Origin of the sequence: Ruminococcus sp. NATIVEDY161 (assembly GCF_045819895.1) — a bacterium.
Lineage (GTDB): Bacteria > Bacillota > Clostridia > Oscillospirales > Acutalibacteraceae > Ruminococcoides.
The window spans coordinates 711581-730006 of the sequence record NZ_CP162392.1; the positions used below are offsets into that span (position 1 = coordinate 711581).

Consider the following 18426-nt stretch of genomic DNA (forward strand, 5'->3'; position numbering starts at 1 on the left):
CTATTGCTCAAACCTATAGTAAAAGCAATTAAACTCTTAACTCTAAACTCTTAACTCTAAATCGTATTCTTAAGCTGGTCGTAGACGTTTTGGATTTTTGCCTTTAGCTTATGTATGCAGTCGGTTTCCTTTGCCTTTCCGCGGACGATATCCTCCGCCATTGCGCGGCAGGTAGGCGCTCCGCATGAGCCGCAGTCGAGCCCGGGAAGTCCGCTTAGGATATCCTCCATCTCGGACATCATCTGCATAGCCTTTACGATATCCTCATCAAGCCTGAAAATATCCGCGTCAAATTCGAGCTCCTCTGTCCACTTCATATCGTCGATATTTCGGTTGTCGAGGTGGTTCATCGAAACGGGCAGGTACTTTCTGAGCGTTTGAATTCTGGCACGCGCGACGTAGGGATTTTCAACCGTCAGCACTCCGCCGACGCAGCCGCCCGAGCAGGCGTTCAGCTCGATAAACTCAACGTCCCTGATATGCTCGTCCTCGAGCTCCTCCAAAACTCTGATTACATTAACAATGCCGTCTGCTGCGAGGTACTTTTCACCCAGCATAGCGGCGGCTTCTCCGCCCGAGGTAGCCCAGCCGATACCGATAATTCCCGACTGCGCGATAGGCTCAATCTCGGTGAGGTGATCCATCGCGTGGGTGAGCTCGGGGTAAATCTTCGATATGGCAATCGCGCCGTCAACGTTTGAGCTTTCGGCGTAGTTCGGCGAGTGAGCCTCGGTTACCTTCGCAGGGCAGGGCGTAATGAAGAAAATGCCGATTTCCTCGGACTTTAGACCTGTTTTCTCGATAGCCTCCCTGCGCGCGATTTTCGCCGATACCTCCATCGGCGCGAGCAAGGGCATTACGTTGCCGCAGAGCTCGGGAAAACGGATTTTTATAAGCCTTACAACGGCAGGGCAAGCCGAGCTGATTATGGGCTTTTTCAGCTTATTTTCCTTAATCAGCTTACGTGTGGCTTCACTGACAAGCTCCGCTCCGCGCGACACCTCGAAAACATCGTCGAAGCCCAGCTTTTTAAGACCTGTGAGCACGATGTCGATATTGTCGAGCCTGTTGAACTGTCCGAACAGCGCAGGCGCAGGGATTGCCACGTTATATTTGAATTTTTTGATTTCGTCAAGGGTTGTGCTGTGAGCTTTTTTGGCGTGGTGAGGGCAAATCCTTATGCACTCGCCGCAATCAATGCACCTCTCGGACAGGATTTTCGCCTTGCCGCCGTGCACCCTGATTGCCTCTGTCGGGCAGTGCTTTAGGCAGTTTGTACAGCCGCAGCAGAGGTCAGCCTCGAGCTCAACCGAGTGGAAATATTTACTCATAAATACTCCTGCAATTAAATTGATAATTGAAAATGAAAAATGGAAAATTAAGGGTCATCGCATGGAATGGGTGTTGTTACCCAAATCAAACATTTGGACAACACCTCAGCTTCGCTCCAAAAATTATTATAGAGCGTAATACAAGCCGTTAAACTTTTACCGTAAGATATACATTTGTACCGACGCCGATTGTGGTTTCAATGCGCATATCGTCGGTATATTTTTTGATGTTGGGAAGTCCCATACCTGCGCCGAAGCCGAGTGAACGCACGTTGTCGGGCGCGGTTGAAAAGCCCTCCTGCATAGCCTTGTCAACATCGGGAATTCCGGGGCCTTTATCGGAAAGCAGAATTTCAATTCTGTCGGGATAGATGTCGACGTCGCAAAAGCCGCCGTTGGCGTGGATTACCATATTGATTTCAGCCTCGTACATGGCGATTGCCACGCGCCTGATTGCGTCGGGATTGAAGCCGAGAGATTTGAGCCTCTTTTTTACAAAGCCGCTCGCCTCGCCTGCACGGGTAAAATCCTCAGCCGAAACGTCGTAATGAAGGTGTATAGCGTTGCTCATACCTTTGTTCCTCCCGAAAGACCGTTGGAATAAAGAAGTCCGCAGGCGGTGAACATTCTGAAACGGGTTTTTATAAGGGTAATGCCCCTTGCCTCGGCAAGGTTAATGATGGAGTCGTCGGGCATTTTTCCGCGAACGAATACGATACACGCCATATCCATCATCTCGGCGGTACGAACAACCTGGGGATTTACAAGGCCTGTCAAAAGCACGGACTGATCCTTTACAAAAGCGAGCACGTCGCTCATCATATCGGAGCCGCAGGCGGTTTTAATCTCCTGATTAAGGTCGCCTTCGCAGATGATTTCTCCCTCTAAAATATCAATAATATCCTTTACAACCATAGTTTACACCCTTTCTTGAGGCGGCAGTAAAAAAACGCCTGCCCGTGGTTTTATAAAAGCATAATGCACAAAGCTATTATAACATATAAAAAATACAAACACAATACGAAAAATTAAGATAAATATTACTATTTGTGATTAAAACAGCAAAGTTGTCATAATTTGTCCGCAAGTTAGTATATGGTTAGTATATGGCCAAAATTGGAAAGAAAAAAATGTCGAATTTTTTTAATTTCTTTATTGAAAAATAATAAATATAATGTTAAAATCATATAGATGAATTATATAAAGAGGTGCTGTAATGCTTAGGGATTTATATCCTACCGACAATATCTGCGGTTATGACGTGAGACCGGGTTATTATGACAGCGAGGGCGCAATGCCGGTGCGCGGCGGAGTTAACTTTACGATTAGCTCATTCTATGCTACCTCGTGTACGCTTCTATTATTCCACCCCGGAGAAAACGAACCCTACGCGAGAATTCCTTTTCCCGATTCGTACAGAGTCGGCAATACATACGCCATAATTGTCTTTGGACTTGAAGTTAATAAATTTGAGTACGCCTACTCCTTTGACGGTCCTCACGACCCCAAAAAGGGACTGATTTTTGACAAGAGCAGGATTATTCTTGACCCCTACGCAAAGGCTGTTACAGGTCAGAGCGAGTGGGGCAAGCATCAGCAGGAGAAGGTCTACAAGGCGAGAGTTGTGTTCAACGACTGGGACTGGGGCAACTTCAAAACCCCGTCAATTCCCCTTGAGGAGCTTATTATCTATGAGCTGCACGTAAGGGGCTTTACCCGTCACGAATCCTCGGGAGTAGAGCACCCGGGCACATTCGCGGCTATCCGCGAGAAAATCCCCTACCTTAAGGAGCTCGGAATTAACGCCGTTGAGCTTATGCCGATTTTTGAGTTTGACGAGTGCGGAGCCGACCGCCACTACGAGGGCGAGCAGCTATACGATTACTGGGGCTACAACACGGTTTGCTTTTTCGCGCCGAACACCAGCTACGAAGCCGACCACGAGCATCACCGCGAGGGTACGGAGCTTAAGGAGCTTATCCGCGACCTAAAGACAAACGGTATTGAGGTTATTCTTGACGTTGTGTTCAACCACACCGCCGAGGGCAACGAGATGGGACCGTTCTTCAGCTTTAAGGGAATTGACAACAACATCTACTATATGCTGACTCCCGACGGAAAATACTACAATTTCAGCGGCTGCGGCAACGTGCTCAACTGCAATCACCCGATTGTGCGCGACTTTATCAAGAGCTGTCTGCGCTACTGGGTTACCGAGTACAAGGTTGACGGCTTCCGCTTTGACCTCGCGTCGATTTTGGGACGTAACGAGGACGGCACTCCGATGGATCAGCCGCCGCTGTTAAAGAGCCTTGCGTTCGATCCGATTTTGAGAAGCACAAAGCTGATTGCCGAGGCTTGGGACGCAGGCGGACTTTATCAGGTAGGAAGCTTCCCCAACTGGAACCGCTGGGCTGAGTGGAACGGCAAGTACCGCGACGACCTGAGAAGATTTTTAAAAGGCGACGGCGGCTTGGCTTGGGCTGCGGCTCACAGGCTTACAAGCTCTAAGGATCTGTACGACCCGTCGTACAGAGGAGCTTGCGCTTCGGTTAACTTCCTCACCTGCCACGACGGATTTACGCTTTACGATTTATACTCCTACAACCAAAAGCACAACCTGAGAAACGGCTGGAACAACACCGACGGCGCTGATGACAACAACAGCTGGAACTGCGGCTTTGAGGGTGAAACCAACGATCCGAACATAAACGCGCTGAGAGTTAAGCTGATTAAAAACGCCTTTGCAACCCTTATGTGCAGCCGCGGCGCGGCGCTGTTCCTGTCGGGAGATGAGTTCTGCAACACGCAGTTCGGCAACAACAACCCCTACTGTCAGGACAATATTATCTCGTGGCTTGACTGGAGCAGAAAAGAAAAGTACAGCGACGTTTTTGAGTTCTTTAAGTATATGATAGCGTTCAGAAAGCGCTTCCACGTTATCACAAAGAACAGGCGTGAGTGCACCTGCACTCTGCCGCCGGAGAGTATCCATTCTGCCCAGCCGTGGAAAACCGACTTTAACGGCGAATCAAGGATGGTCGCGGTTATGTACGCAGGCGCTGCCGGCGACGACCCGGCAAGGGACGAGATTGTGTACTTCGGCATTAACGCCCACTGGGAGAGCTGCGACGTTGAGCTGCCCGGACTGCCGACAGGCTATGTTTGGAAGCTGTACGTTGACACCGGCAAAAATGCCGACAAGGTAATTTGCGAGCACAGCAATATTTTGCTCCACGACAGAAGAATTAAAATGCAGGGCAGGAGCGTTATCGCGCTTGTTGCGGAAAAATTATGGTAAAAGTAAAATCCACCGGAATTTCCGGTGGATTTTTTGATTGGAATTAATTTACTACATTCACTTCAATCGAGCTCGACTGACCGTTGTAGGTGGTCACGCTCACCCTTGAAGTTCCGGGCGACTTGGCTGTTATTACGCCGGTCGCCTTGTCTATTTTGCAGACCGAGGTATCGCTTGACTTGAACACAAGCTCGTTTGAAGCCGTGCCCTCGGTAAGCTTTGCAACCAGTTTAATCGTCTGACCGGTTTTTATCTTGATATTTGTCGAGTTCAGCTCGATGTTATCAGGGGCTTCCTTAACCGTAACCGTACACTTGGCGGTCAGTCCGTTGAAGGTCTGCGCCGTGATTACCGCCGTGCCGAGTCCCTTCGCCTTAAGTCTGCCGTTTTCGTCTACGTCGACTACGCGCGGATTGTCGGAGTACATTGAAATACTTGAAGCGGAGTTGTCGGGGATAATCGCCTCGAGCACAAACTCCTCGCCCAGTCCCATATTCAGCTTACTGCGGTTGAGCTTTAGGCTTGCAGGAGCTTCCTTGACGATGATATTGCAGTTGTCGTGCAGTCCGTTAAAGAGGCTTGCGACAACGGTAGCCGTACCGATGTGCTTAGCCTGAATTACGCCGTTGTCCGAGACAAAGCCCACGGCGTTTGGATTGCTGGTGGTGTAGTTGACCTTATGCACGGACGAATTCTCGCTTAGTACCGTGCCGAGGTTAAACTTCTCCCCCTTGCCGAGAATGAGCATTTTCTCCCCTACCGCGATATTTTTCGGCGCGGGATAAACCGTCACGGTACAGCTTGCCTTAAGTCCGTTTAGTGCTGTCGCGGTAATTATGGTTTTGCCGGGTGAAAGTCCGGAAACATTTCCGAGCCTGTCAACCCTCGCGACGTTGCTGTTTGACGAAACCCAGTTGAACTTAGCCTTTGCTTTCGACGGCGTGAGCGTTGTATTCAGTCCGAACGCCTCGCCCACAGCCAAATCGGTATAGCCGTAGCTGAGTGAAAACTCGGTCAAATCGAGGTTTTCGACGGTGTTGCTTCCGAGCTTCGCCTTTGAGTTTTTCCACACGTCAATGCGGTTGATTTTGTTATCGTAAAAGAAGTTGTTGCCGATGTAATCCGCCTGGGACGTGCTCTGAATTGACATAGCGTTTTTGCCGGACGACTTGATGTAGTTGTCGGAAATATCAGCGCTGTAGCTGTTGTCCCACAGGCAAATTCCGCAGTCGCCCGACTGGTCGATGGAATTGTTGCGGATAACAGTGACCTTTGCGTCCTCGACGTCAATTCCGAAGTTATCGCTTCCGTATATGCTGTTGCCGTCGATAAAGTTTATTTTGCTGTTGTCGTAGACTTTAATTCCTTGGTAAATCGACTTGTTAAAGTCGTTTTCGCCGCAGTTGATTACGTTGTCGGTGAAGGAAGCATTGCGGACGTTTTTCGCGCGAATTCCGTGACCTTTAACGCTGATGAAGTTGTTGCGGACGGTCACGCCCTCGAGGAAATATTCGCCCTTTGGCAGACCGCCGCTGCCGTCGGAATTTTCATCGTAAACCTTATCCAGCCTTGCGCCGACAAGCGAGATACCCTCACATTCGTAGTTTGCGTAAACGTCCTCGACCGCGCCGCAGTGGTTGATTGAGTTTTCCGCAATCAGAATGTTGCCGTTGCAGGGCTCCTGATAGCTCTCGGAAATATTTGTTTCGGTCTTGCCCTCATCCGCGAGAACTCCTGCCAAAAACGTACCGTCGCCGCCGCCCATCATTGAGTAGAGCGTAATGCCCCTCGGGGTGTTCTCAATCGAGTTGCCGACAATCTTGACGTTCTTCCAGTTCATTCCCTGAATCGCCGCGCTGCCGAGGTTCGTGAAGCGGTTGCTCTTAATTAAAATTCCGTTGAACGGTGCGTTATAAATCGCTGTGTGAGTGCCGATACCTCTGGGGCAGTCGTCGAACAGGCAGTTTTCAATCCTGACGTTGTTCATCGGCAGAGCCTCGGAACGGCAGTCGTAGATATGGCCTTTTTTGAGGATGTCGAGCTGAATCGCCTCGTAGCCGATTTTTTCGCTGTCCATATGCTGGTTTTTGAACGAGCAGTTCTTGACCGCGAAGCCGTCAATACCTGCGATTTCCATAATATGGCTGTTGTTTACGTTTCTGAAATTCGTGCTTTGAATTGTGAAATTAGTGGCGTGAGCCGCCTTCAAAATAGTATTTTGAGTTCCGCCGCCGTCGAACGTGCCGCCCTGAATTATGATGTTTTTGTATGCGTCGTAGCCCGAAGCGCCTGATTTTTCGGTGTCGAAATTGCCGATCCGGAGCATATTTGAGGTGCTCGCCTGACTGCGGTTAAGTGTTACGTCCGTCAGCACAAGGTGGGTGTTGCTGAAAATCATCAGGGTTTTGGTGATGCTGTACTCGCCCGGCTCGACCTCAACAACATAGTGCTTTGAGTCGGTCGCGTTTTTACGCGCGATTTCAAGCGCGTTTTGAATAGCGATATACGTGCCGTCCTTTTTGATTTTTTCGGCGGTTACGGTTATTTTTTGCTGATTTGAATTTGAATTTTCCGCCGCGAAGGCGCAGCTAAATACGCCTGCCGCCGTCAAAATCGACAGAGCAAGCAATAGGGATATAATTTTGCGCGGCAAGTTCACGACATATTCCTCCAAAATTCATTATGAGAATATTGTATAGTATTTATCCACAAAAGTCAATATTTAGAGTGTAAGTTTTCATAAAATTTTCACATAGATAATTCTTATGCCGAAAAATACCGAAAAAAGGTAAAAAAGCAAGAGACAACCGCGAAGGCTGCCTCTATATTTCTTCTGTAGAATTTTAGTTATCCTTGCTTAGCTCGGCAAGCGTTACTTCAAAGCCCTTTTTCGCGAGTTCAAGACATTCGCTGTTAATTTCGCCGCTGATTAGCAGACTCGCGAGGTACTCCGCGAAATGCGGATTTTTCACAACCACCGGACCTGTGAGGTGGGTTCCGATCAGGTTTTTATATTTTAAGCCCTCGGTCTTATCGCTCTCGTTATCGGCAAGTCCGCGCTTAACGGTAAATGCGTGGTCTGTAATTCCCGTAATTTGAGAGCACTTGTTGACAAAGCCGACAAGCGGTCTGTCGAGGAAGTCACATTCGAAAATCGCGTCGGCGGTCATCCTCGTTTTGTTCTGCTCGGTCACGGTAAAGTCGAACATTCCGAGACCGCTGTGCTCTCCCCCGTCGCAATCGGTTATGGTTTTGCCGAGCATTTCAAAGGAATTGCCCGTGAGCAGTGCAGGCTTGTCCGCTTCGACATACGCCTTAAATCCGTCCGCAAGCCTTTTAAAATCCTCAAGCACGAGCTTTTGGTTTTTCTCGGTTCCCGAGCCGATGAACACAAAGCCGTAATCGTTAAAATCAACGTTGTCACCTAGCGATTTTTTAACAACCTCGCAGTCCGTACCGCTCTGAGCAATCAGTCTTTCGAGCACGCTCACGTTGCCGTAGTCGCCGTAGAGATTCATAATATCATAATAAAGATGCAGAATTTTCATATCATTCACCCTTTACCTTCGCCAAAAATTTACCCTTGTCCGAGAAGCAGGTAATCGCGTAGATATACCTTCCGCTGCCGTTGTCGAGGTAATCGACAGCCTCGGGGATATCCTCAAACAGCTTGATTTTGTCAGACGGAATATCAGTGAATGAGAACCTCATTCCGAGGTCGTTTACGTACTTTCCTGCGAGGACAATCTCGCCTACATTCGGAGAATTGAGCATATCGAAGTCGATATCCCACAACCACGAAACATCGCTTGTAAAGTACTTTCTGCTGACCGCGTCGACGATAATCAGCACGTCGCAGCCGTCCTTGTAAGCCGAGGCTACGCGCAGGCTTTGGTCGTAGGAAATGCTGTTCTCGTGCTTTGAGGTGAGCAGAGTTCCCGTTCTGTTGCCGAGCTCAAAGGTAATAACCCTGCCGTTTTTTAGCACGTAGTCGCCCATATCGCGAGCGATTTCCGCGCCGTCAATGCCGACAATTCTCGCGACGGTATAGGCTGAGAGAATATTGTAGATGTTATAAAGCGATTTGAGCGCGAGTGAAATTTTATACTTGCCGTCAATCTCCATAACGCCGTTGTCGAGGTCAACCGCTGTGATTGTGTAGGCGGTGTCACTACGCTTGTAGCCGCACTTTGTGCACTGAAAATGACCGATGTGATTATAGTGGTAGGTGCTGTAGGTCATCGGAGCCTTGCAAACAGGGCAATATGCGCCGTCGTTGTAGGCGCTGACGAGATTTTCGGTATCGGTCGAGAGCTTGTCCGCGCCGAACCATACCACATTTTCCCTGCCGATTCCAAAGCGCGAAACGAGCGGATCGTCGGCGTTGAGGATAAGCTGGGTTCCGTCGTAAATGCTGTCAGCAATCGCGTCGTAAACCCACTCGGGATGGCCGTTTCTGGTTAGCTGGTCGCGGTAGAGGTTGGTGATTACGTAGTGGGTAGGCTTGATATATTTAAACGTATATCTTGCAAAGCGTTCGTCGCTTTCGATAAGCAGGATGTCGCTCTTGACCTTGCCCGAAAGCGTTGAGCTGCCCAGCACAAGGGTGGTTACGCCCTCAATTTGGTTTGAGCCCTCGCGGTTCCACGACACGGTTTTGCAGTTTTTCATCAGAATATGAGCTATCATCTCAACCGTAGAGGTCTTGCCGTTGCTGCCTGTTACGGCGATGATAAACTCGGGAAGCTCTACCCTGCTGAGAATATCCGGACAGATTTTAAGCGCAATCTGACCGGGGAAGCTGCTGCCCTTGCCGATAAGCCTGCCGACAAACCTGAGCAGCTTGCAGATTAATACAGTAAAAAATACCTTCATAACAATTCTCCGTAAATAAAATATAGTTACATTATAAGCCAAAACGCTGTGTTTTTCAATAGCTAATTGCTTTTTGCGCTTCTCACTCCGATTATACAAGTAGAGACATCGTGAAAACGGCTTATAGCGGAAGATTTTTCGGTAAAAAAATCGCAAAAAATCACAAAGCAATATAGTATATGTATTGACTTTGCCGTCAATTTGTGATATAAGCATAAAAAATGTACATAAACAAAATAATTTGTTGTTTATGTACAAATTTAACGCAAAGGATGTGTCCTAATGAAAAAGACCGTCGCAAAGTATTTATGTATACTCTTGTCCGTAGCGTTGCTTTTTACTGCGCTCCCCCTGACGGTATACGCCGAGGATAGTGTAACTGTAAAAGATGTAGGCTCAGCAACAGAACTCGAAACTGTTTGTTATGAAATCAACACAAACGGCGGAGAGTATGTAATTAACCTGACCGGAGATATTGAAAACGGCTCCATGTCAATTAAAAAAGAAAGTGCGGTTGTCACTGTTATCGGTAACGGTCACACCATTTTTACATCCAACTATGCATTTTATATTGAAAACGGAGCGAAGGTAAATCTTGGTGACGAGATCTCTAAATTAATTATAGAAGGTGATAATCAGTCTCATCATGATCCCGGTCTTGTATACATTAAGCGCGGTTCTACTTGCATAATGAACAACAATGTAACACTTAAAAATCACAAGGGTGACAACTACCTCGGCGGTGGCGTTACGGTTGAAGGCGGAACGTTTGTTATGAATGGCGGTAATATAGATAACTGCGGTATTGGCAGCAACTGCGAAGCGACTGATTTCGGTGGCGGCGTGGCAATGGTTGGCGCCGGAAATATCAATAAATTAAATAGCAGATTTAACCTCATTAGCGGTACTATAAGCGGTAATAAGGCATCAGGAGGAGCGGGTGTTTTTGCTTCCGGATATCATTTTGCTAAGACAAATCCAATATCTATGAACGCAACAATCGACGGCATATCAGTTCCGAGTTCCGGCGGCACATCAGGCGGCACAGAAAGCATCGCTGCAAGCAATCCCGGCTTATTTATCAACGGCGGCTTGATTACAGAAAATACTGCTACTGGTAGGTATGCTCATAACGATAATAAAACTGATCTCCGTCAGCTGCTTTCTCGCTTTTCTTCCTCTTTTTCCTTGGCTTGTAAGTCACCTTTCGTCTAAGGTCAATGTTACGCACATGGAGCCAGCCGTTGTCTATGTAGTTGTAAAGGCTTCTCAAAGATATCGGCAACTCCGCTTCGTGTTCGGAATAAATATGAGTGAGCGGCTGACCCTTTTTGATTTGTTTTGTTACAAGTTCATCGACAAACTTTAGTTGTTCTTCAGTTAATCTACGAAGAATTGATATTTGCTTCACTATATCAGTTTTATCATATTTTTTATAGGCTGACTCTAAAAAGAATGATATTGCTGCGTTGATAGCAGCTCTTCCATACGAATAATAAAAGGAGTTTGTAATTTTAATGGTTTTATCAATATTAGCACTTGAATGGCACAATATTTTTGATAGTTCTTCATCGGAAAGAGTAATATTAAAATATTTTCTTATCTTATTGTATTCCATTTATTCTCAGCCCCATCATATTACTTTTGTATCGTATAATACGCTTTTAAGATGTAACATGTATATTCTTTTTGTATCAAAGCTCATCCAAAACAGGCTTTTACCAAAAAATAAATCCTGCTTGGTAAAGGAAACTTCAGATTTTGTATAATACATTTATCACATAATAATCAACCAAAGGATAGATGCCCTAAGAAAATTATAACAGGCACTGCATTGGAAAGCAACAAGAATTTTTGCGTAGATTTTAACAATCGCATTCCTTTCTTCGTACTGTAGTCTGTTTATTCTTAAGTGTACATCACAATGAAAAAACTTATTTGAAGTTAAAAGTGTTTATAAAACAATGCAGTAATCGTCATAACAATCGCAATCAGGAAGTCCTTGAATGAGTATATCTAGCAGGCAGATATAGAAATATACGCATCTCATCAATTCATTATAATCGCCAATCTCACGACTCTTAAAAGAGTGAATACAGTTCCTGTTGATTTGGATGATCCGTAGCATTTTGATTTCATCATCTTTTAGCACCTGAATATGATTATATAATTGAATCAACTCTTCTAAAGATATATTCTCAACGCGATGTTCCTTTATATGAGTTTTTATGTGTTGATTAGCATTTTCCACAATTGATTTTTTCTGATTTGAAGAAATAACATCTTTTTCAACCAAAACATTTAATGTATCCTTTATGTGTTTTAAAACTTCATCCTTATTAAAATCTTCCCACTGCTGCCATTTTGTATTTTGATAATCATCAAAATATATAGATAAAAATGATTGTAAAGCGAATTCTGTCATCGACCCAAGTAATATCCATGTTTCAAATTCAACTGCGCTATCACCAGTGTCAGAGTTTAAAACGCGATTACTTATTTGTTTTACCTTCTCGCAAATAGATTTTATTATATTTTCAAACCTTTCCATATTATGAATGTTAATCAAATCAGATATTTCCGGGTTAGGAGAAAGTTCAACACATTTGAGCAAAGCTGTTTTAAATTCATTTGCTTTTTCCATCAAAAGAGAAGATAAAGTAATACATTCGAAATCATCTTTTTTCCAATTCTTATAATCCATATATATCTCCATGTAAGTAATAGTTTTATTATAACACAATTAAACTCCATATACTATATTTTTAGATAAAACACCTAAGCTAAATGATAGCCGTATATCTTATCTATAACCTTTCAAATCAGGATAACGCTCACAAGCCACGATAAAACGCCCAAAAACGGTGCGAAGTTTTCAGACCGGTACTTTCCTTTCTCCAAAAACTCGCAAACAGAACAACACACGGCGAAACAGGGTGCTTATTTTTTCACTGTATCAATCTTTAGCAATTTTCGTCGAGCTCATAATCTACACGATAAGCAACAGAACCGCCCAGCAGCGCACAACATGTTGCCGGGCGATTTGTTATTGTCTACCGTAAAAAGATTCCACCATCAGCCTGACGCCTAATCGAAAGCCGTTGATGAAACCTTCACACTCGCATAAGCTGCTTTGCTCCGTCAAAGCGTCTTTTAGCTTTTCTACAGTTTGCATTTCTTCCCTCTACAGCTTGGCTGTCGTAGACTTCATCATCAATACCGGTACCATCTGCGCCTTCTTTCTGCCCGTGAGCCTGCTTTTTCTCATGAATCTTTGAGCGCTCTTTGCTATCCGTTTTGGGCATCGTCTTGTTGAGTTCGTCCAGTCTTTTGCCTACGCTGTTGACAATTTGCTTTGCCAACATGGAGAACAAAAAACTGATACGCGCGTTGTTGATTGCAACCGGAGCATCATAGTTTATACCTAACGCTGTCCTGATAAGCATATTTTTCAGCGAACGCAGCTCCGGGTTCTTCTCAATCGGCACGTCGGGCTTGTCCTTTGTGTCGTAGTAAAGGCTCAACTTTTTCCGGTTGACATCGTTCCATTTTGCATAGATTTCAGATAAAACATCGTCTTTAGCGAACTCATGCAAAGCGAAATCTACCAACTTTTTCATCTTCCTTGGTAGATAGCCATAGAGCTTCTTCCCTTTCTGCTGTTGTATTTCATCTTTGATTTTCCTCAACAGAAAAAGATAATAGTTGGCATTAGGGAGCGATTGCCGCGCCTGAATATGTTGTAACAGGTCAGCCAAATTATCTTTCAACTCATTTCGATAACCCGTTTCTATGGTCGCCAGCTTGTATTGTTCGTTACGAAAAATGTCCTGACCAAACGCCCGGCGCAGTTCTTTGATTCCCTTTTCAGAGAGAAATCCCTCCTGCCCTTTCGAGAAAATCACCAGATGAATATGCGGATGGTGCGTTGTATTATGAAACGCACCGTACCATTCCAAGTCCTCCACCTTGATTCGATGAGCTTTGGCAATCTCATTCATATTGCGTCGCACGAGATTTTTCCATGCTTCAGCGTTGTTAAAGTGCAGTCGTTCTGCATCCTCACGGCGCAGACTTACCACCTCTGTCCAGATAACACCGTCGTGATTGGCGACCCGTTCCGCGACCGTATCGAGATCGATTGACATATCAAACTGCGTAAATAATCCGTGTGAACCGAGCTTTTCAACGCCGGGTCGGTTTGAAATGTAGTTGACCAAGCCCTTTAATTCACTTGCGCGGTCAGCGTATCTCTCCGTGACTGCGTCGAGAAATTCATTCGCATTTTCCCTTGTAGGCATGGCGTAGTAGTCATTGTATTCAAGGAACTTTTTGCTTTGAGGGAAATGTTTTACCGTAGAAAGAATGAGGTCGTGCTGTTTTTGGGTGGCGATGCTATATTTATTTCCGCTCGGCAACTTCTCAACGCCCTCACGAGTCGCCATATATCTTATGAGGTCAGCCATATCTTTTGCGCTCTTTTGAAAGCGACATGAGACAATTATCTTAGCCATTTTCATCACCAAAATAATCAGCTTCAGCGAAATCCTGTGCGCGTTCAAGGTCAAGCACACCGTTATGTTCAGCGACAAGCTGCTCGGAAACATCATTCAAATAATTCAGAGCGTAGTCGTTGAGGTCACTGTTTCGAGCAGAAAGGATATTACTTTTGCTCACCTCAACCGCTAACTTGAACAACATCTCGCTCAAATTTTCTTCAAATCTGCCGAGCACCAGCTTGATATTTTGACTGATGATTGGCGACAAATAACTGACACTTCCCTTTTGAGCGAAGTAGCCAAGGTAGTAATCCACCGCCTCACGTACCAAAGAACTGCGCGTATAGCCCTGTTCTTTTGACATAATTTCGTCCAACTTTTCCAATTGGTCTTTCGTAAAACTGATAGTAACCTTCTTAAATTCTTCCATATTTTCCTCCTGAAAATTTCTCGTTCACACAAACGCCGCAAATAGTGAGGACTCCCTCAAAAGCGCTGCGATTGTTCTCCTGAAACTGCACAACGGTCGGCTCTGCCGTCCGATGTCCTTCGCGAGCCGTCCACCAAAGGACGGCTCGCTTTTACCTGCTTCAAATAATCACCGGCGTTTTTTGCGCTTATTTTGCTTGATGTACGGGATACCATTCCTATCCCACATTTGATGATAGTAATAAACGTCCCACGCACCTCTGATGGGCGCGATTCCAAACATCAGATTTCCGTTCCACGCCTTACCGTCCTTGGTTACCACAAAGGTTTTGTGCTTGGTGATTAAACCTTTTTCTTCAAGCATATTTACATATTTGATAACAGTGTTTTTGCTTTTCCCGATTGCTCTGCCAATCGTTTTGTAGCTTGGATAGCAAGTGTAGGTTCGCCTGTCCTCGCACTTCATCAGAAAAGCATAGACGGCAATTTCCTCCGCTGTCAGCCCGAGGTCGAAAATAGCATTCGGCAAAGGAAAGAAATTACGTACAGGGAGAGGACCGTGATACCGCCCCTGCGGCGTTTGGTTGTATTTATACATGTTTTTAGTTCCTCCGGTTTCTTTGTTTCATGTGGCTCAAATTTCAAACGCAAAGAGAAATGGTGCAGAGCAGAGTCGGTGCTCTCTGCTCTGCCTTTGCATTACAGATTGAAGTTATCGGTCAGTCCGGCAAGTCTTGTAGTGTCGCGCTTCACATAGTAGATTTCTGTAATTTCCGAGGTGGTATGCCCAAGCAGCTCTGCAACCTGCTTTACGGACAAAGCTTTCACACTTCCATCCGGTTGTTTTACGCCGTTGATAAGGCGTGTTGCGAATGTATGCCTGAACGTATGCAAACCTTTATGCGGTAACCCTATTGCGTCAAGTATGCGATAGAATCGGTTTCGCATATTGCGTGGGTTAGTGAAGTTGCCGTTCTCGTCCGGTATGAGCGGAGCGTCCTCACCGAGATACAATTCCTCGCGCAATTTCTGTATCATCTCAATTGCGTTGTCATTGAGCGGCACGTCACGTTTGCTCGTTTTGCTTTTCAGCTTGCCAACCTTGACCTCCAACTTTGGCACATATTCCAAGCCGTCACGAACGTGTACTTCTTTTACGCCGCGTTGCAAGTGTATTACACGGTGTTCGAGGTCTATGTCGCTGTTGATAATACCGCACAGCTCTCCTGCTCTCAATCCTGTGTTGAGCATCAGGAAATACGCCGCCGCTTGTTGGTAGACGGGCTTACCGTTAGCAAATTTCTTAAAAGCTTCCTCTTTGATTTTCTCCAATTCTTCATCCGTGAATACGACCACCAAATCACACTGCGGTTTGCTTTCCTTGTTTTGAGCAGCAAGGTAGTTATCTTTCTTCGTCATATCGATTAGAGCCATTGGATTGTTTGGTATTGCACCTTCCTGATATAGCTGTTTAAAGAACATCTTTAGCAGCGAGTAAGCTTTCTTGCTTGTTGTGAAGGCATATCCGTTATTCATGTGCTTGGTGAGCAACTTCTTGATGTCAGCAGTTGTCACGTCTCCGACTGGTTTATTCCCAATGTAGGGATAGATTTGGTGTTCAGCAGTGCATTCATAGCGGTCATATGTTGTGCGCTCTACTTCCGGGTACTTGTACACGCGCAGCCAATTCTTCATACTCTCTTTCAGCGGTTTCCGGGCTTCATCCGAATTGGCGACTTGTTCATTGAAGTTCTTGACATACTCAGTCATCTTCGCTTGTAGCGTTTTCTTTTTCTTGCTGGAAAAGCTCTTGCGTTGAGCAACGCCGAACTCATCCTTGTATCGCACCATGCCAATCCATCTGCCATCCGACTTCTGCCAAATGTTTCCGTTGTCTAATAATTCTCGTTTCATCGTATCGACCTCCTATTTTTGGTAACCACAACAATACCACAAGCAGTGGTCATTATCCAGCAAAACCCCTGACAAAAATTACGGCAAAAAATTGTGGAAAACCAACTATTACAACTTCCCATACTCCAATTTTACACGATTCAGTGGGCGATAATCTGGACAATGCTTTTTCGGGCATAAAAAATTCCCATAGTTCGGCATTTTGTCAAACTATGGGGATTTCTTCATTTTGGCAGCCACATCGCAGCCACCGAAAAAAGTAACTCAGGACGTGTTTTTTCAACCGTGCCCAAGCAGCGGTCACAGACCACGGAAAAAGCGTGTGAGTAGTGCGGCATAGTTTATCATAACGGCTTTGCTGCTCGCACGCAAAACACACGTCTTTCCGGAAAAAATCCGGAAAAAATCTTTTAAAAAGAATTGCGATTCCGCGTTTTTATCACGAAAACATCTTGACAAACACACGTGTCTGTGTTATTATATTTTCTGCAAGTGACACGCGTTCATTTGCAGCGACATTATATTTAGGGGTATAGCTCAGTTGGTAGAGCAGCGGTCTCCAAACGTGAACGCCGCAACGATTATCCGCATAAATACTGAACTTTCAAGGCTCGAAACGTCGGTTTCAAGCCTTTTTTCGTGTTTTCAGTTTTGAATGATGTTAAAGTTATTTATGCAAAATCGAGGTAATAACTTGCAAAAAATCCCGGAACATCATCAAAAGACCAGCACTTTTCCATCAGCAGAAAAAGGGTAACTGATACTTTTTTGAGTTATTGATATTTGCTAATCAAGGTAATTCTGATTCATCCGAAATCAACTTCGCGGTAATTGATAAACACTCACCCATAAATTTCAAATCAACCCGGATTTAATTCTAAACCCCTCCCCCATAAATCATAAATGCTGTGCTCAACCATCTCCGTTAAGCACAGCATTTTCTTTTTATATGATTATTCTATTGAGTTTTGCCGACAGCATTTTCAGCATGAAATCCCAAGTTGATTTTCAGTTTTGAAAAATCCGTTTTCTTTGTTTTATGCGGCGCAAATTTTGACTTGATATTTTATGGCTACGAAAAGAGATAATTGATATAATCCGTTCTTCCGTCCCTGATAGGCGGCGTATTCAACATACCTCTTTCAACCGGTACGATTAAGAATATCGTAAGCCGTTGTGCAGAGAAAGTAAAGCCGGCACTTGAGCTAATACGTCAAAAGCTTTCTGAAACTCCGTTGGTTCATTGCGATGAAACGGGAACCAACATAGACGGTAAACTTCATTGGGTTCACAATGTTTCAAACGGAAGCTACACATATATGACCGTCAGCAAAAAACGCGGTTATGAAGGCATAAAATCCACGGGTGTCCTTCCTGATTATCACGGGATCATCGTCCACGATTGCTGGACTTCCTATTGGAAGTTTAACGATGTGACGCATTCTGTATGCTGCGCTCATCTTCTGAGAGAGCTGAACGGAATTGCAGAAAATCACCCGGAGCAAGCATGGGCGAGAAAATTCAAGGAACACCTTTTGCGTATGAAAAGAGCAAAAGACAAGGCGATCGCGGCAGGAAAAGATTATCTCAGCGTGTTTACAATTCAAAAATACAAACGCGAATACGATGTCATAATAAAAGAGGCATACGCGCAGAATCCTATTGCGGAACCTGTCAGGAAAAAACGCGGCAGAGTAAAACGCGGTAAAATTCTCGCGCTCATCGACAGACTCAAAAAACACAAGGGAGCAGTCTGCCTGTTTTTAGAAAAGCTCGGTGTTCCGTTCGACAACAATCAAGCCGAGCGCGATATCCGCAACATCAAAACAAAGACCAAGGTTTGCGGCTGCTTCAGAAGCAGAACCGGCGCAGAGGAATACATGGGCTTAATGTCGTTCGTTAGCACCGCCCGCAAAAACGGGTTTGATTCTTATCACGCGGTTAAGATGGTTTTATCAGGTCAGATCAATCAGGTTTTTGGGATGGGGTACTGAATAGTTACAATTTTTTAAAAAACTTGAAATATTACAGATTTTTGTCAGGGTTTTGTCATAGTCTGTGTGTTATTATATAGCCA

General features: G+C 45.2%; 15 protein-coding genes. 3 read left to right on the forward strand and 12 right to left on the reverse strand.

Features of this window, described 5'->3' with window-relative positions:
* Nucleotides 1–56 precede the first annotated feature (56 nt).
* The 3 genes from AB1I50_RS03440 to AB1I50_RS03450 all read right to left on the reverse strand — a co-directional run bounded on the left by AB1I50_RS03440 (nucleotide 57) and on the right by AB1I50_RS03450 (nucleotide 2246).
* Nucleotides 57–1331, reverse strand: a complete 1275-nt coding sequence (locus tag AB1I50_RS03440) for a [Fe-Fe] hydrogenase large subunit C-terminal domain-containing protein (RefSeq protein WP_407724826.1) — start codon at nucleotides 1329–1331, stop codon at nucleotides 57–59.
* 148 nt (nucleotides 1332–1479) lie between these two features.
* A complete protein-coding gene (locus AB1I50_RS03445) occupies nucleotides 1480–1902 on the reverse strand; it encodes an ATP-binding protein (protein ID WP_407724828.1) in 423 nt (140 codons plus the stop codon).
* Entirely contained in the window at nucleotides 1899–2246 is a 348-nt protein-coding gene (locus AB1I50_RS03450; RefSeq protein WP_407724830.1) for a DRTGG domain-containing protein, read from the reverse strand. The genes AB1I50_RS03445 and AB1I50_RS03450 overlap by 4 nt, the downstream gene beginning before the upstream one ends.
* Before the next feature lie 301 nt (nucleotides 2247–2547).
* Between AB1I50_RS03450 and AB1I50_RS03455 the strand changes: the two genes are divergently transcribed.
* Complete coding sequence (locus AB1I50_RS03455) at nucleotides 2548–4632, forward strand: glycogen debranching protein (RefSeq protein WP_407724832.1); 2085 nt, start codon at nucleotides 2548–2550, stop codon at nucleotides 4630–4632.
* Between the two features lie 43 nt (nucleotides 4633–4675).
* Here AB1I50_RS03455 and AB1I50_RS03460 read toward each other — a convergent pair whose 3' ends face one another.
* From AB1I50_RS03460 to AB1I50_RS03470, 3 genes are all read right to left on the reverse strand, one after another.
* Complete coding sequence (locus AB1I50_RS03460; protein ID WP_407724833.1) at nucleotides 4676–7261, reverse strand: Ig-like domain-containing protein; 2586 nt, start codon at nucleotides 7259–7261, stop codon at nucleotides 4676–4678.
* A gap of 214 nt (nucleotides 7262–7475) precedes the next feature.
* On the reverse strand, nucleotides 7476–8180 hold the full coding sequence (locus AB1I50_RS03465) for a type 1 glutamine amidotransferase (RefSeq protein ID WP_407724834.1): 705 nt from the start codon (nucleotides 8178–8180) through the stop codon (nucleotides 7476–7478).
* 1 nt (nucleotide 8181) lies between these two features.
* A complete protein-coding gene (locus AB1I50_RS03470; protein ID WP_407724835.1) occupies nucleotides 8182–9507 on the reverse strand; it encodes a MurT ligase domain-containing protein in 1326 nt (441 codons plus the stop codon).
* Nucleotides 9508–9789: 282 nt separating this feature from the next.
* On the opposite strand from AB1I50_RS03470, the gene AB1I50_RS03475 reads away from it, so the two are divergent.
* Nucleotides 9790–10722: a hypothetical protein gene (locus tag AB1I50_RS03475; protein WP_407724836.1), complete on the forward strand. Its 933-nt coding sequence runs from the start codon at nucleotides 9790–9792 to the stop codon at nucleotides 10720–10722.
* Between the two features lie 739 nt (nucleotides 10723–11461).
* Here AB1I50_RS03475 and AB1I50_RS03480 read toward each other — a convergent pair.
* The 6 genes from AB1I50_RS03480 to AB1I50_RS03505 all read right to left on the reverse strand — a co-directional run bounded on the left by AB1I50_RS03480 (nucleotide 11462) and on the right by AB1I50_RS03505 (nucleotide 16349).
* Nucleotides 11462–12211: a hypothetical protein gene (locus AB1I50_RS03480; protein WP_407724838.1), complete on the reverse strand. Its 750-nt coding sequence runs from the start codon at nucleotides 12209–12211 to the stop codon at nucleotides 11462–11464.
* A gap of 342 nt (nucleotides 12212–12553) precedes the next feature.
* Nucleotides 12554–12682 carry a DUF6809 family protein gene (locus AB1I50_RS03485; RefSeq protein ID WP_407724839.1) on the reverse strand — a complete coding sequence of 43 codons (129 nt, stop codon included), beginning with the start codon at nucleotides 12680–12682 and terminating at the stop codon, nucleotides 12554–12556.
* The gene (gene mobP3 / locus AB1I50_RS03490; protein WP_407724840.1) at nucleotides 12621–14027 is read right to left on the reverse strand and encodes a MobP3 family relaxase; all 1407 of its coding nucleotides are present in this window, start codon (nucleotides 14025–14027) and stop codon (nucleotides 12621–12623) included. Before mobP3 ends, AB1I50_RS03485 begins: the two co-directional genes overlap by 62 nt.
* Nucleotides 14014–14436, reverse strand: a complete 423-nt coding sequence (locus tag AB1I50_RS03495) for a ribbon-helix-helix domain-containing protein (RefSeq protein WP_407724842.1) — start codon at nucleotides 14434–14436, stop codon at nucleotides 14014–14016. The genes mobP3 and AB1I50_RS03495 overlap by 14 nt, the downstream gene beginning before the upstream one ends.
* 168 nt (nucleotides 14437–14604) lie before the next feature.
* Nucleotides 14605–15033: a helix-turn-helix domain-containing protein gene (locus AB1I50_RS03500; RefSeq protein ID WP_407724844.1), complete on the reverse strand. Its 429-nt coding sequence runs from the start codon at nucleotides 15031–15033 to the stop codon at nucleotides 14605–14607.
* A 101-nt stretch (nucleotides 15034–15134) separates the two neighbouring features.
* Nucleotides 15135–16349 (reverse strand): tyrosine-type recombinase/integrase, encoded by a 1215-nt coding sequence (locus AB1I50_RS03505; protein ID WP_407724845.1) that lies wholly within the window; start codon nucleotides 16347–16349, stop codon nucleotides 15135–15137.
* A gap of 1133 nt (nucleotides 16350–17482) precedes the next feature.
* Between AB1I50_RS03505 and tnpC the strand changes: the two genes are divergently transcribed.
* Nucleotides 17483–18343: an IS66 family transposase gene (gene tnpC / locus AB1I50_RS03510; protein WP_407725315.1), complete on the forward strand. Its 861-nt coding sequence runs from the start codon at nucleotides 17483–17485 to the stop codon at nucleotides 18341–18343.
* Nucleotides 18344–18426: the final 83 nt, after the last annotated feature.